The sequence below is a fragment of the Blastococcus sp. TBT05-19 genome (genome assembly GCF_003319095.1).
In the GTDB taxonomy this organism is placed as follows: Bacteria; Actinomycetota; Actinomycetes; order Mycobacteriales; family Geodermatophilaceae; genus Blastococcus.
Map to the genome: position 1 here is coordinate 83,227 of NZ_QOHI01000008.1, position 12,927 is coordinate 96,153.

General features: G+C 71.9%; 12 protein-coding genes. 5 read left to right on the forward strand and 7 right to left on the reverse strand.

Going from position 1 to position 12,927, the window contains the following annotated elements; all coding sequences use genetic code 11:
* Nucleotides 1-55: 55 nt before the first annotated feature.
* Entirely contained in the window at nt 56-1,279 is a 1,224-nt protein-coding gene (locus DQ244_RS18755; protein ID WP_113813026.1) for a toxic anion resistance protein, read from the reverse strand.
* A gap of 382 nt (nt 1,280-1,661) precedes the next feature.
* On the opposite strand from DQ244_RS18755, the gene DQ244_RS18760 reads away from it, so the two are divergent.
* Genes DQ244_RS18760 through DQ244_RS18780 form a run of 5 tightly spaced genes read left to right on the forward strand, consistent with a single transcriptional unit; the run spans nt 1,662 to nt 7,482 of the window.
* Nucleotides 1,662-2,825: an HpcH/HpaI aldolase/citrate lyase family protein gene (locus DQ244_RS18760; protein ID WP_113813027.1), complete on the forward strand. Its 1,164-nt coding sequence runs from the start codon at nt 1,662-1,664 to the stop codon at nt 2,823-2,825.
* Nucleotides 2,822-4,093: a phosphoribosyltransferase family protein gene (locus DQ244_RS18765; protein ID WP_158544620.1), complete on the forward strand. Its 1,272-nt coding sequence runs from the start codon at nt 2,822-2,824 to the stop codon at nt 4,091-4,093. Before DQ244_RS18760 ends, DQ244_RS18765 begins: the two co-directional genes overlap by 4 nt.
* Nucleotides 4,090-5,208: a cysteine protease StiP family protein gene (locus tag DQ244_RS18770; RefSeq protein WP_113813028.1), complete on the forward strand. Its 1,119-nt coding sequence runs from the start codon at nt 4,090-4,092 to the stop codon at nt 5,206-5,208. The genes DQ244_RS18765 and DQ244_RS18770 overlap by 4 nt, the downstream gene beginning before the upstream one ends.
* Complete coding sequence (locus DQ244_RS18775; RefSeq protein WP_113813029.1) at nt 5,205-6,050, forward strand: HAD family hydrolase; 846 nt, start codon at nt 5,205-5,207, stop codon at nt 6,048-6,050. Before DQ244_RS18770 ends, DQ244_RS18775 begins: the two co-directional genes overlap by 4 nt.
* A gap of 28 nt (nt 6,051-6,078) precedes the next feature.
* Nucleotides 6,079-7,482: a VWA domain-containing protein gene (locus DQ244_RS18780; RefSeq protein ID WP_113813030.1), complete on the forward strand. Its 1,404-nt coding sequence runs from the start codon at nt 6,079-6,081 to the stop codon at nt 7,480-7,482.
* Nucleotides 7,483-7,509: 27 nt separating this feature from the next.
* Here the strand turns inward: DQ244_RS18780 and DQ244_RS19745 are convergent, their stop codons facing one another.
* The 6 genes from DQ244_RS19745 to DQ244_RS18810 all read right to left on the reverse strand — a co-directional run bounded on the left by DQ244_RS19745 (nt 7,510) and on the right by DQ244_RS18810 (nt 12,741).
* Nucleotides 7,510-7,746 carry a hypothetical protein gene (locus DQ244_RS19745; protein ID WP_199580483.1) on the reverse strand — a complete coding sequence of 79 codons (237 nt, stop codon included), beginning with the start codon at nt 7,744-7,746 and terminating at the stop codon, nt 7,510-7,512.
* A gap of 558 nt (nt 7,747-8,304) precedes the next feature.
* Nucleotides 8,305-9,486, reverse strand: a complete 1,182-nt coding sequence (locus DQ244_RS18790; RefSeq protein ID WP_113813031.1) for a DUF475 domain-containing protein — start codon at nt 9,484-9,486, stop codon at nt 8,305-8,307.
* A gap of 76 nt (nt 9,487-9,562) precedes the next feature.
* The gene (locus DQ244_RS18795; protein WP_113813032.1) at nt 9,563-10,141 is read right to left on the reverse strand and encodes a TerD family protein; all 579 of its coding nucleotides are present in this window, start codon (nt 10,139-10,141) and stop codon (nt 9,563-9,565) included.
* A gap of 156 nt (nt 10,142-10,297) precedes the next feature.
* The gene (locus DQ244_RS18800; RefSeq protein WP_113813033.1) at nt 10,298-10,882 is read right to left on the reverse strand and encodes a TerD family protein; all 585 of its coding nucleotides are present in this window, start codon (nt 10,880-10,882) and stop codon (nt 10,298-10,300) included.
* Between the two features lie 89 nt (nt 10,883-10,971).
* On the reverse strand, nt 10,972-11,547 hold the full coding sequence (locus tag DQ244_RS18805; RefSeq protein ID WP_233491728.1) for a TerD family protein: 576 nt from the start codon (nt 11,545-11,547) through the stop codon (nt 10,972-10,974).
* Nucleotides 11,548-11,730: 183 nt separating this feature from the next.
* On the reverse strand, nt 11,731-12,741 hold the full coding sequence (locus DQ244_RS18810; RefSeq protein WP_113813035.1) for a TerC family protein: 1,011 nt from the start codon (nt 12,739-12,741) through the stop codon (nt 11,731-11,733).
* Nucleotides 12,742-12,927: the final 186 nt, after the last annotated feature.

The window sequence follows — 12,927 nt, forward strand, 5'->3', positions numbered from 1 at the left end:
CCCACCCCTTCCGTTCCGACGCTGCGGACCGCCCGGTGCCCCGGGCGGCTCCGCCTCAGTTGCCGGCGATCTCGTTCTGACGGGTGCGCTCGAGGTAGGGCTTGGCCCGCTGGATCTGCCCCTCGAGCGCCTGGACGGTCTGGGCCATCGAATCGATCGCCTGCGCGCGGAAGGTGTCGACGGCGTCCATCGTCGCGAACACGTTGTCGAAGGCCGCCTGCAGCTTGGCGACGTCGACGGTCGAGGAGGCCGCCTGCTGGTTGATCGCCGTGCCCTGGATCCGCAGCTGCTCGGACGTCGACTCGATGAGGTTCGAGGTCACGGTGTTCAGCGCGGTGATCTGGTCGAGGACCAGCTTCTGCCGGCTGAGCGCCTGGGAGACCATCACCGCGGTCCGCAGGGCCGCGATCGTGGTCGTCTGCGCGCGGTCCACGCCCCGGATCAGCTCGAGGTTGTTGCGGCGGATCAGGTCGAGGGCCATGTAGCCCTGAACCGCGACCGCCATCTGGGTCATGATGTCCTGCCGCCGCTGGCGGACGGGGAACAGCGCGTCGGAGCGGACGGTGTTCGCGTCCTCGGTGCGCCCGGCGGCCTCGAGCTCGGCGACCTTGTTCTCCAGCGCGGAGTCGAGGGCCGCGGCGAGCTCGTTGTACTCCCGCAGCTTGCCCATCATCGACCACATGTTGGCCTTCTCGGTCTCGATGGCCGCGTTGTCCTTGCGCAGCTCGTCCTGACCGGAGTCCAGCGCCTTGATGATGGAGTTCAGGTGCGACTGGGCCGACTGGTACTTGGCGAAGTAGCGGTCGATCTTGTCCCCACCGGGCAGCCACTTGAGCACGCGCTTGACGCCGGTCAGGTCGGCCCGGTTCGGGTCCAGCTCGGTGACCGTCTGGCGGAGGTCGACCAGCGTGTTGGACACCTTCGTCTGGGCGTCGAGCTTGCCCTTGCCCATCGCCGCGGCGGGGCGGTCGAGCATGCGGTTGGAGACGGCGGCCGAGGCCCGCATCTCGCGGTCGCCCAGCGTCGTGATGGAGCCGACCTTCTCCGAGAAGGCCGGCGACTTGGTGTCCAGCGACACGAGGTCGCTGACGAAGGCGGTCGCCTTCGCCCGGAGCTCGGCCTGCTTGGCGTCCTCGATCGGCACCGCGTCGGCCGCCTGCTCGGTGGCCACGACGACGACCGGCTGCGGCGGGGCCAGGACCAGGGCACCCGCCGTGGGGGCCGCACCGGTCGCCGCGGCGGACGGGGCGGAGGTGGAGCCGAGGTCCAGCTCGGACATGGAGGTCACTCCTCGAAGACGCGTCGGTGCCGACCGGGTGCGGACCGGCCCGCCGGGGAGGCGGGAGACCGCGCCGGGCAGTCGGTTGCAGTCCGGGAGCATCCCGGCCCGCAGCCGTCTGTCTAACACGCGGCGGTCACGATTCGAACCCTTCGCGGGCAGGATACGGCGGGTGTCACGGCCGCCCGGGGCGTCGTCACCCGGTCGGTGCCGGGCCTCGACGCTGCCGGCCTCCCGGCCGTCGGAGGGAACCTGCACGCCGGCGACCCGGATCGGCCCGCCGGCCCCCGCCCGTAGTCTCCGTGCGGGCACCAGGCGGCGGAGGATCCGGCCGCCGTGCCGCACCGGCGACCGAACGCGTGCCGGACCGAGGGGAGGACGAGTGCGTCATTTCGGGTTCCTGACACCGGAGCAGCGGGACTCGCTCTTCCAGCAGGCCCCGGGTTCGTTCGACGCGCGGACCGACCGGCGGACCCTCGCCGTCGCCCTGGGCGCGACCCTCTACACACCGGGCACCCGCCAGGACTACGCGGCCCGGATCGGGCAGCTGGTCCAGGAGGGCGTCGCCTCCGCCGTGCTGTGCCTCGAGGACGCGATCCCCGACGACGACGTCTCCGACGGCGAGCGCAACGTCGTCGCCCAGCTGCGCACCCTGCACGAGAGCGGCCGGGAGACCCCCCAGCTCTTCGTCCGCGTCCGCCGTCCCGACCAGGTGCGGACCCTCGTCGGTGAGCTCGGACCGGCCGCCGCCGCGCTCACCGGCTTCGTCTTCCCGAAGTTCACCTCCGCGGTGGCGGAGGACTACCTGGCGGCGCTGACCGAGGCGCGGGCGCAGACGTCCCTGCCGCTGTACGCCATGCCGGTCCTGGAGACCGGCGAGGTGCTGTTCGCCGAGACCCGGCTGCCGGAGCTGCTCCGCATCCGCGAGCTGCTGTCCGCCGCCGAGGACGCCGTGCTGGCCGTGCGCATCGGCGCCACCGACCTGTGCGGCCTGTACGGGCTCCGCCGCGGGCCCGACCTCACGATCTGGGACCTCGCCCTGGTGCGCGAGGCGCTGGCCGACATCGTCAACGTCTTCGCCCGGGACGACCGCTTCACCGTGACCGGCGCCGTCTGGGAGCACTTCACCGGCACCGAGCGCCTCTTCAAGCCGCAGCTGCGCCAGACCCCGTTCGGGCGACCGGACCTCCCCGGGGCACCCGAGCTGCGGTACGACCTGATCCGGCACGACCTCGACGGGCTCATCCGGGAGGTCGTGCTGGACCAGGCGACCGGGATCGTCGGCAAGACGGTCATCCACCCCTCGCACGTCCGGCCGGTGCACGCCCTCTCCGTCGTCACCTCCGACGAGCTGGAGGACGCGCGGACGACGCTCGGCATGACCGGCGGCGGGGTCTCCGGGAACGCCCGGGCCACCCGCATGATCGAGAGCCGGCCGCACGCCCGCTGGGCGGCCCGCACGATGCGCCGCGCCGAGGTGTTCGGCGCGCTCCGGGAGGACCGCACGTTCGTCGACCTGCTGCACGTCGACGAGGGTCAGGCGTGAGCGGGACGACGAGCTGGGTCACCGCGGAGCTCGGCATCGGGCTCGACGTCGGGTCACCCCCGGGCAGCCGGGAGGCGGGGGCCGCGGTCCTGGACGGCGTCGAGCTCGGCCTGCGCCGCAACCCGCTGCGGGCGCAGCTCCTGGTCTCCCGGCTCCTCGGCAAGCACGTGCCCGCACCCGTGGCCGAGGTGCTGGGGACCGGCCACCTGCTGGGCGACCTGGTCCGCGACGCCTGTGCGGGCCGTACGCCGGTCGTCGTCGGCTTCGCCGAGACCGCCACCGCCCTCGGGCACGCGGTCGCCGCCGTCGCCGGCGCGGACGGGCACCAGGCCCCCTACCTGCACACGACCCGACGACCCGCGCCGCGCGGCGCCCAGCTCGTCGAGTTCCGCGAGGAGCACAGCCACGCCACCCAGCAGGGCCTCGCGCTCCTGCCGGGCGGGCTCGCCGACGCCGCCCTGCACGCCGACGTCCCGCTGGTCCTGGTGGACGACGAGATCAGCACCGGCCGGACGGCGATCAACGCCATCCGCGCCCTGCACGCCGTCCGACCGCGCAGCCGCTACGTCGTCGCCAGCCTGCTGGACTCGCGGAGCGAGGAGCAGCACCGGGAGCTCGACCGGGTCGCCGCGGACATGGGCGCGTCGGTCGCCTCCGTCGCGCTCCTGACGGGGACCGTGCGCACCCCCCACGACGTCCTCGAGCGGGCGGCGGCACTGCTCGACCGGCTGCCCGACCCGCCCGCCCCGGGTGGCGCGCCCGTCCCCGTCACGCGGCGGACGCTGGTCCTGCCCGCCGGGCTCCCGACCCTCGCCGCGCACGGCTGGGACGCCGGCTGCGAGCGGCTGCTCTCCGACGCGGTCGGTGCCGCCGCCGGGTCGCTGCCCGTCCACCGGGACGCACGCACCCTCGTCCTCGGCGACGAGGAGTTCATGTACCTCCCCCAGCGGCTGGCCGCGGCCCTCGGCGGCGAGGTGCGCACGTCGACCACCACCCGGAGCCCGGCCGCCGTGGTCGACGTCCCTGGCTACCCGCTGCGCACCGTCCTCCGGTTCCCCGCCACGGAGGACCCGGGGCGCACCGCCTTCGCGTACAACGTCGCGCCCAGCGGCCGGCCCGATCCGGGGAACGCGCCCGGGTTCGACGACGTCGTGCTCGTCTCCGACGCACCGGAGGGCGGGCACACCGACGTGCTGCTCGGCCTGCTGGCGGCCAGCGCCCGGCGCTCGGTCCACCTCGTCCGGGTCCGCGCGGCGGGGGCGGCGTGACCGCCGCACACCTCGAGGGCCTGCGCAGCAGCTACGACCCGGCCGAGGTCACGTTCCTGCTGACCGATCTCTCCTCCGTGCGGCTGGAGCTCGACCTCGCCGAGCGCGAGGCCCGCATCCAGGCCGGCCGGAACTACGCCGAGATGCTGCCGGTCGAGTACCGCCCGGACCAGGCCTACCTCGAGCTCTTCGAGTCGGTGCTCGCCGACTCCGCCGCGGAGATCGCCGAGCACGTCGGCGTCGTCACCGAGATGGCGCTCGCCGCCCGCGGCGGCCGACCGGTGCTGGTCTCCCTCGCCCGCGCCGGGACGCCCGTCGGCATCCTCATGCGCCGCTGGGCGCAGCGAGCGCACGGCGTGGCCCTGCCGCACTACTCGGTGAGCATCGTCCGCGGGCGGGGCATCGACACCGTCGCGCTGGACGCCGTCGTGGCCCGGCACGACCCGGAGGACGTCGTCTTCGTCGACGGGTGGACGGGCAAGGGCGCCATCGTCACCGAGCTGCACTCCGCGCTCGACGCCTACGAGGCCGACGGCGGACCGCGGCTGCCGCGCGACCTCGCCGTCGTGGCCGATCCCGGCCACTGCGCCACCCTCTACGGCACCCGGGAGGACGTGCTCGTGCCCTCGGCCTGCCTGAACGCGACCGTCTGCGGGCTGGTCAGCCGCACGGTGCTCAACGACGAGCTGATCGGGCCGGGCATGTTCCACGGCGCGAAGGTCTACCGCGAGCTCGCCGACGAGGACCGCTCCGCGCACTTCCTGGACACCGTCAGCCGGCGGTTCGACGAGGTCACCCCGGCCGTGCAGGCGCGGTGGCGGGCCGAGTACGCCGCCGACCGGGCACCGACCTTCCTCGGCCTCGACGTCGTCCGGCGGCTGCAGGCCGAGTTCGGGCTGCCGAGCTGGCACCTGGTGAAGCCCAGCGTCGGCGAGACGACCCGCGTGCTGCTGCGCCGGCTGCCGTGGCAGGTGCTCGTGCGCCCCGACCGGCGGGACGCCCTCCGGCACGTGCTGCTGCTCGCCGAGGCCCGCGGCGTGCCGGTCGTCGACCACCCGGACATGCCCTACAGCTGCGTCGGGCTCGTGCAGCCGCTCGCCGGAGCGGACTCGTGAGCGGCCCCGTGCTGGTGAGCACCGATCTCGACCGCACGCTGATCTTCAGCCCGCGGGCCACCGAGCTGCTCGGCGGAGGGCTGCCCCGCTCGGTCGTCGAGGTGCACGAGGGGCGGGTCATCAGCGAGATGGCCGACGTCGTGCGGGACGGGCTGGCCGAGCTCGCCCGGTTCCCGGCAGCCGTCACGGTGGTGCCGACGACGACCCGCACCGTGCGTCAGCTGCAGCGCATCGACCTCCCGTTCACCCCGCGGTTCAGCATCGCGGCATCGGGTGGCGTGGTGCTGGAGCACGGCCGCGTCGACGAGGCCTGGTCCCGGGACACCGCGGCCCGGCTGGCCCGGTGCGCGCCGGTCGCCGAGGTGCGGGTTGTCCTCGACGGGCTGGTGGAGGCCGGCGTCGTGCTGCGGGCCCACACCGCCGAGGACATGTTCTGCTACGGGATCGTCGACCCTGCCCGCTTCGGCCCCGAGGAGGTCGAGCGGCTCACCGCCCAGATGCTCCCCCGCTCCTGGCGGGTGGCCCACCAGGGCACGAAGGTCTACGCGCTGCCCGACGCGCTGCACAAGGCGCACGCCATCGCCCACGTCCGGGACCGGCTGGCCGCGGAGGCGGGCGACGTCCCCGCCCTCCTGGCCGCCGGCGACACCTGGCTGGACGCCGAGATGCTCGAGCTGGCCGACCGCGGCTGGGTGCCGGCGGGCAGCGAGATCTCCCGGTCCGGGCCGCCGCCCTGGCCGCGCGTGACCCTCACCGCCTCCGCCGGTCACGCGGCGGCCGCCGAGATCGTCGCCGCCTGGCACGAGGCCGTGCTGGGTGCCGGCGAGCAGGCCCGCTCCTGAGGTCCGCGGCGCTGGCAGGATGCCCGGCATGACGACGATGTCCAAGGGCGCCAACCTCCCGGTGACCGCAGCGCGGGTCCGCGCCACGCTCGGCTGGTCCTCGACCGTCGAGGTGGACGCCTCGGCGCTGCTCCTGACCGACCGCGGCAAGGTGCGGTCCGACGCCGACTTCGTCTTCTACAACCAGCCCCGCAGCGCCGAGGGCAGCGTGCGGCACACCGGGGCGTCGGGGGCCGCCTCCGGGCAGGACTCGGTCGAGGTGGACCTGACCGACCTGCCCGCGGCCATCGAGAAGGTCGCCGTCGCGGCCAGCGTCGGTGACGGCACCTTCGGCCAGATCCCCGGCCTGCACCTGCGCCTGACCGACGCGGCCGACGGCGCGGAGATCGCGCGGTTCGACATCTCCGACGCCACCACCGAGACGGCCTTCGTCTTCGGCGAGCTCTACCGTCGCAACGGCCAGTGGAAGTTCCGCGCCGTCGGTCAGGGCTACGCCTCGGGCCTCGGCGGGCTGGCCACCGACTTCGGCATCGACGTGGCCGAGGAGCCCGCCGCGGCCGCTCCCCCGGCGGCTCCCCCGCAGCCGGCGACCCCCGCCGTCTCGCTGAAGAAGCAGAAGCAGATCTCGCTGGAGAAGCGGGCCGCCGCCGAGGCGCCCCAGCTGGTCGACCTGGTGAAGAAGGCCGCGGTCAGCCTGGAGAAGAAGGGCCTGGGCGAGCACACGGCCCGGGTCGCGCTGTGCCTGGACATCAGCGGGTCGATGGCCAACCTCTACCGGTCCGGCAAGATCCAGCAGCTCGCCGAGCGCATCCTGGCCCTGGGCCTGCGGTTCGACGACGACGGCGAGGTCGACGTCTTCCTGTTCGGGACCAACGGCCACCAGGCGGACTCGATGAACCTGGGCAACGTCCGGCAGTACACCGGCGACCTGCTCCGGCTGCACCCGCTCGAGGGCAGCACCTACTACGGCTCGGCCATGCGGCTCATCCGCCGCCACTACTTCGGCTCCGACGAGCGCCGCACCAGCCCGCACCAGGACCGCGTCCCGGTGTACGTCATGTTCGTCACCGACGGCGCCACCTTCGACGAGGACGTGACCCGCGAGCAGGTGCGGTCCTCGAGCTACGAGCCGCTGTTCTGGCAGTTCATGGCGATCGGGAAGTCGTCCCGGTCGCTGGGCCTGGGCGGGGGCGGCGGCCGCCGGCGCGGGTTCTTCGGCGGCGGCGGGGGCCCTGCGCCCGGCACCTCCCGGGAGTTCCGCTTCCTCGAGGAGCTGGACGACATGAGCGGCCGGTTCATCGACAACGCCGACTTCTTCAGCGTCGACGACCCGATGCAGCTCAGCGACGACGAGCTGTTCGACCTGCTCATGACCGAGTACCCCGGGTGGCTCACCCGGGCGCGCGAGCGGGGGCTGCTCCCGCAGCGCTGAGCGGCGGGAGCAGCCGGTGGCCGGGGGCTACTTGCGCCCCCGGCCCCACTCCATACCCCAGCCGTACTCGCGGTCGAGCAGGTCCTGGCCGCCGTGCACGTAGCGCACCTCGCGGTTGACCGTCAGGTCGTTCCCGGTGTTCGTCAGGAGCGCGATCGCGCACATCGGGGCACGCGGGTCGGACTCGTCCAGGCGGACCTCGATCGGCGCTCCGCTCGCCGGGTGCATGGTGACGACGCCGTCCGCGGCGGCCCAGTTCGGCACGCCCTGGTAGATGAACGCGAAGACCAGGACGCGGCGGATCTCGGCGACCCGGGAGAGGTCGATGCGCAGGTTCTCGCCGCGGTGTTGGTGCCCGACCGGTCGTCGCCGTCGAGGGTGATGATCGGCGGACCGGCCGGGTGGCGGGAGGCGAACGCGTTGCCGAGAGCCTGCACCACGCCCTTGGACCCGTCGGTGAACTCGTACAGGCAGCCGAGGTCGAGGTCGATGCCGCCCTGGGCCGCCGCGGCCATCCGCTTGAGGAAGCCTCCGCCGGCCGGAGCCGCGGGCCGCGCGTTCCAGTTGAGGTTGACCCGCAGCTCGCCGCCGGCGGCGCCGCGCTTGGTCAGCGAGACGCTCGGCGCGCTCTTCGTCAGCGTGACCTTGCCCAGGTCCACGCCCCCGCCCGCCCCGGTCGGAGCGCCGCCGCCGGCCGGCGGTCGCTTCGTGTAGTCGATCGGCATTCCCTGCGTCCCTTCGTCGCTCGGATGCCGTTCCCCGCCCGACGCCGGGAACGACGACGGCCGGCCCCCGTGGCGGGGAACCGGCCGTCGTGGTGCGTCAGACCTTCTGGTGCTCGTCGGCGCCGACGTGGATCGCGTGCGCCTCCGGCGGGTCCTTCTTCAGCCGCCGCAGCGAGCCGGCGAAGGCCACACCGATGAAGGCGACACCGATCAGGCCCGTGATCAGCTCCGGGATGTGCCACTGCAGGCTGAGCAGCAGGATGGCCGCCAGGGCGCCGATGGCCCAGTGCGCACCGTGCTCCAGGTACACGTACTCGTTCAGCGTGCCCTGGCGGACCAGGTAGACGGTGATCGACCGGACGAACATCGCCCCGATCAGGCCCAGGCCCAGCGCGATGATGATCGGGTCCGAGGTGATGGCGAAGGCGCCGATCACGCCGTCGAAGCTGAACGACGCGTCCAGGACCTCGAGGTACAGGAAGAGGAAGAACCCGGCCTTGCCGGTGGCCCGCGCGAGGGTCGTGGGTCCACCGGTGCGCGCCGGCGCCGCGGCGTTGGCAGTGGCGACGTCGTCGGCCTTGCCCTGCTCGCCGTGCACGACCCCGGCGGTCGACTCGCTGTCCTCCTCGTCGATCTGGGCGTTCTCGAAGAGCGACCCGAGCCCGTTCACGGCGAGGTAGGTGACCAGACCGAGGACACCGGAGAGGAGCACCGACTCGCGCTCCTCCCCCTCCACCAGGAACTCGGCGGCGAGGACCAGCAGCACCAGCGAGATGATCACCGACAGGGCGTCGAGCTTGCCGATGCGGGCCAGCGGGCGCTCGATCCAGGTCAGCCAGGTGATGTCGCGCTCCTCGAACAGCCAGTCGAGGAAGAGCATCAGCAGGAAGAGGCCACCGAAGGAGGCGATCAGCGGGTGCGCCTCGTTGAGCAGGTAGCCGTAGGTACCCGGCTCCTCCGGGTCGCCCTTCTCCATCGCCAGCTGGAGCGCCTCGACCGGCCCGAGGTTGGCGGTGATGCCGACGATCAGCAGCGGGAAGACCAGGCGCATGCCGAAGACGGCGATGAGGATGCCGATGGTCAGGAAGATCTTCTGCCAGAAGTCGCTCATCCGCTCGAGCACCTTGGCGTTCACGACGGCGTTGTCGAACGAGAGGGAGACTTCGAGGACGCCGAGGATCGCGCAGAGCGCCAGGGCTTCCCAGCTGCCGTAGATGAACGCCACGACGAGGCTGGCGATGGTGACCCCGATGGACCACCCGAACGTTCGCAGAAACACGTGATTCCTTGAGTCATGGGCAGCCGGACGGCTGCCAGGGGTGCGCGAGATGCCGGGGACTGGCTGCCCCGGCCGATCAGCTGACGTTGACGCCGAAGTCCTGGGCGATGCCGCGCAGACCGGAGGCGTACCCCTGGCCGACGGCACGGAACTTCCACTCGCCGTTGTTGCGGTAGAGCTCGCCGAAGACCATGGCGGTCTCGGTGGAGGCGTCCTCGGACAGGTCGTAGCGGGCGATCTCCGCCCCACCGGCCTGGTCGACGACGCGGATGAAGGCGTTCCGCACCTGACCGAAGTTCTGGTTCCGCTGGTCGGCCTCGTAGATGCTCACCGGGAAGACGATCTTGTCCACCTCGGCGGGCACGGCCTGCAGGTCCACCTTGACGACCTCGTCGTCGCCCTCGCCCTCACCGGTCAGGTTGTCGCCGGTGTGCTCGACGGAGCCGTCGGGGCTGGTCAGGTTGTTGAAGAAGACGAAGTGCGAGTCCGAGAGGATCTTGCCGTCGGCGCCCAGCATGAGGGCGGACGCGTCGAGGTCGAAGTCGGCGCCGCTGGTCGAGCGCACGTCCCAGCCGAGGCCGATCAGGGCCGCCGTCATGCTCGGCGCCTGCTTGGTCAGCGAGACGTTGCCGCCCTTGGTCAGACTGACGCCCACGTGCGTTCCTCCTCGGCTCCTGCGGATCGGTCAGTCGCAGAGTAGTTGGCGCGGTTCCGCGCTGTCTCGCAGCGGCGCGGGCTCCACCGACGCGACCGCGCCGTCGTCCCCGGGAGAAGCGGACGACGGCGCGGTCGAGGTGGTGCCGCAGGCGGATCAGCCGACGTTGACGCCGAAGTCCTGCGCGATGCCCTTGAGGCCGGAGGCGTAGCCCTGGCCGACGGCGCGGAACTTCCACTCGGCGCCGTTGCGGTAGAGCTCGCCGAAGACCATGGCGGTCTCGGTGGAGGCGTCCTCGGAGAGGTCGTAGCGGGCCAGCTCCTCGGTGTTGGCCTGGTTCACCACGCGGATGAAGGCGTTGCGCACCTGGCCGAAGTTCTGGTTCCGCTGGTCGGCCTCGTAGATGCTCACCGGGAAGACGATCTTGTCGACCTCCGCGGGGACGTTGCCGAGGGTGACCGAGATCTGCTCGTCGTCGCCCGCACCCTCGCCGGTGAGGTTGTCGCCGGTGTGCTCGACGGCGTTCTCGGGGCTCTTGAGGTTGCCGTAGAAGATGAAGTGCTGGTCGGACAGCACCTTGCCGTCGGCCTTGACCAGGAGCGCCGAGGCGTCCAGGTCGAACTCGGTGCCGGTCGTGGTGCGGACGTCCCAGCCCAGACCGACGGTGACGGCGGACAGACCGGCGGAGCCGGCCTGCTTGGTGAGGGAGACGTTGCCGCCCTTGCTGAGGCTGACGCTCACTGTTCCTCCAGTTCCTGCGGGCTGGTCGCCCGGATGTCTGTCTCGAAGTCGAACGCTCTGACCGGCGGGCACCGTTCCCGCCGGTCGGCTCAGAGGTGCTGGCTGACGGCCGGCATCAGGTCCTGGAACGTCCGGCCGTTCGCGATGGCGCCGATGGCGGTCATGCTCCAGCCGCTGCCGGCGCGCGAGACCTTCGCCATCACCTGGCTGTTGTGCGTGCCCGAGCCGGTGAGCTCGTAGCGGGCCAGCTCGGTGTCGTTCGCCGTGGTGTCGACCAGCCGGCAGAAGGCGTTCTCGATCTGGCTGAAGTTCTCGCCGGTGAAGGAGTTCACGACGAAGACGATCTGCGTGATGCTGCTGGGCACCGACTGCAGGTCCACGACGATCGACTCGTCGTCGCCCTCGCCGGCGCCGGTCCGGTTGTCACCGGTGTGCTGCACGGAGCCGTCCTTGCTGCGGAGCTGCTGGAACCAGGCCTGGTCGACCAGCCGCCCGCCGGCGTCGAAGAGCAGGGCCGAGGCGTCGAGGTCCACGGACTGGTCCTTGAGCTTGCCGAACATGCCCTTCTTCTTGATCGCATCCCAGCCCAGGCCCATGCGGACGCGGGTCAGGGTGCCGCCGCCCCGCTTCTCCAGCGAGACGGTCTGACCCTTGCTGAGACTCACCACGTCGATCTCCCCATTCGTCGTACGTAGCCGGTTCCGTGTCCGGACCGGACGGCCTGCTGACGGTAGCGAAGTCCGGTGCGGGGCGGGGGCGGGCCGCCGCCCCCTGCGGGGCGACGGTCCACGGCTCCCACCTGCGGGTCGTCACCCCGGGCCCCCGCGGCGCGAGAGCCGGCGGACGTCCTACGCCCGCTCCTCCGGCTTCGCCGGCACGTGCTCGGCCTGGTCCCGCTTGGACTTCGCCAGGCTGGCCACCGTCGTCACGACCAGGGTCACGAGGATGACGCTCAAGGAGAGCCAGGTCGGGATCTCCGGGACGAGCGTCACGTGCTCACCACCGTTGATGAACGGCAGCTCGTTGGTGTGCAGCGCGTGGATGAGCAGCTTGACGCCGATGAAGCCGAGGATCACCGACAGGCCGTAGGCCAGGTAGACCAGCCGGTCGAGCAGGCCGTCGATGAGGAAGAAGAGCTGCCGGAGCCCGAGCAGCGCGAACGCGTTGGCGGCGAACACCAGGTAGGTCTCCTGGGTCAGGCCGAAGATCGCCGGGATCGAGTCGACGGCGAACAGGATGTCGGCGCTGCCGATGGCGACGAGGGCGATCGCGAGGGGCGTGATGTGCCGCTTGCCGCCGACCTTCGTGACCATGCGGTCGCCGTGGTAGTCGTCCGTGGTGGGCACGGCCTTGCGGGTGAGCCGGAGGAAGAAGTTCTCCGTGAACTCCTCCTCCTCGTCCTTCCCGGCTCCGCGGGCCTGGGCCCAGGCGGTGTAGATCAGGAAGCCGCCGAAGAGGTAGAAGACCCAGCTGAAGTTCTCGATGGCCGCGGCGCCCAGGAAGATGAACAGCGTGCGCAGGACCAGCGCGAAGGCGATGCCGAACAGCAGCACCTTCTGCTGCAGCTCGCGCGGCACCGCGAAGCTGGCCATCACGAGGACGAACACGAAGAGGTTGTCGACCGACAGGCTCTTCTCGGTGATGTAGCCGGCGAAGTACTCCCCGCCGTACTGGGCCCCGGCGAACCAGAACACCAGCAGGCCGAAGACGACGGCGATCGCGACGTAGATCGCCGACCAGATGGCCGATTCGCGCAGGGTTGGCGCGTGCGGCGTGCGCACGTGGCCGAAGAAGTCGAACGCGATCATCACCAGGATCGCGCCGACCGTGAGGGCCCACACCCAGAACGGGACGTCCATGGAACTTTCCTCCGGGAACTGTCAGAGATCAGCTACCGGAGGTCTCTCCCGCCGCGGTCGGGACCGTGGCCGACAGCGCCGGAGGACATGGGACCTCGTGTTGACGACGCTGCCGTCGGGGGATACTCCCCTCCGGAACCACCTAGGGCACACGTTCCCGTCCACCGGTCCGTGGTTCTCCATGTC

Coding starts and splice junctions, on each gene's coding strand:
- DQ244_RS18810 (WP_113813035.1), bottom strand. CDS start 12,741: ATGGACGTCCCGTTCTGGGTGTGGGCCCTCACGGTCGGCGCGATCCTG.
- DQ244_RS18780 (WP_113813030.1), top strand. CDS start 6,079: ATGACGACGATGTCCAAGGGCGCCAACCTCCCGGTGACCGCAGCGCGG.
- DQ244_RS18755 (WP_113813026.1), bottom strand. CDS start 1,279: ATGTCCGAGCTGGACCTCGGCTCCACCTCCGCCCCGTCCGCCGCGGCG.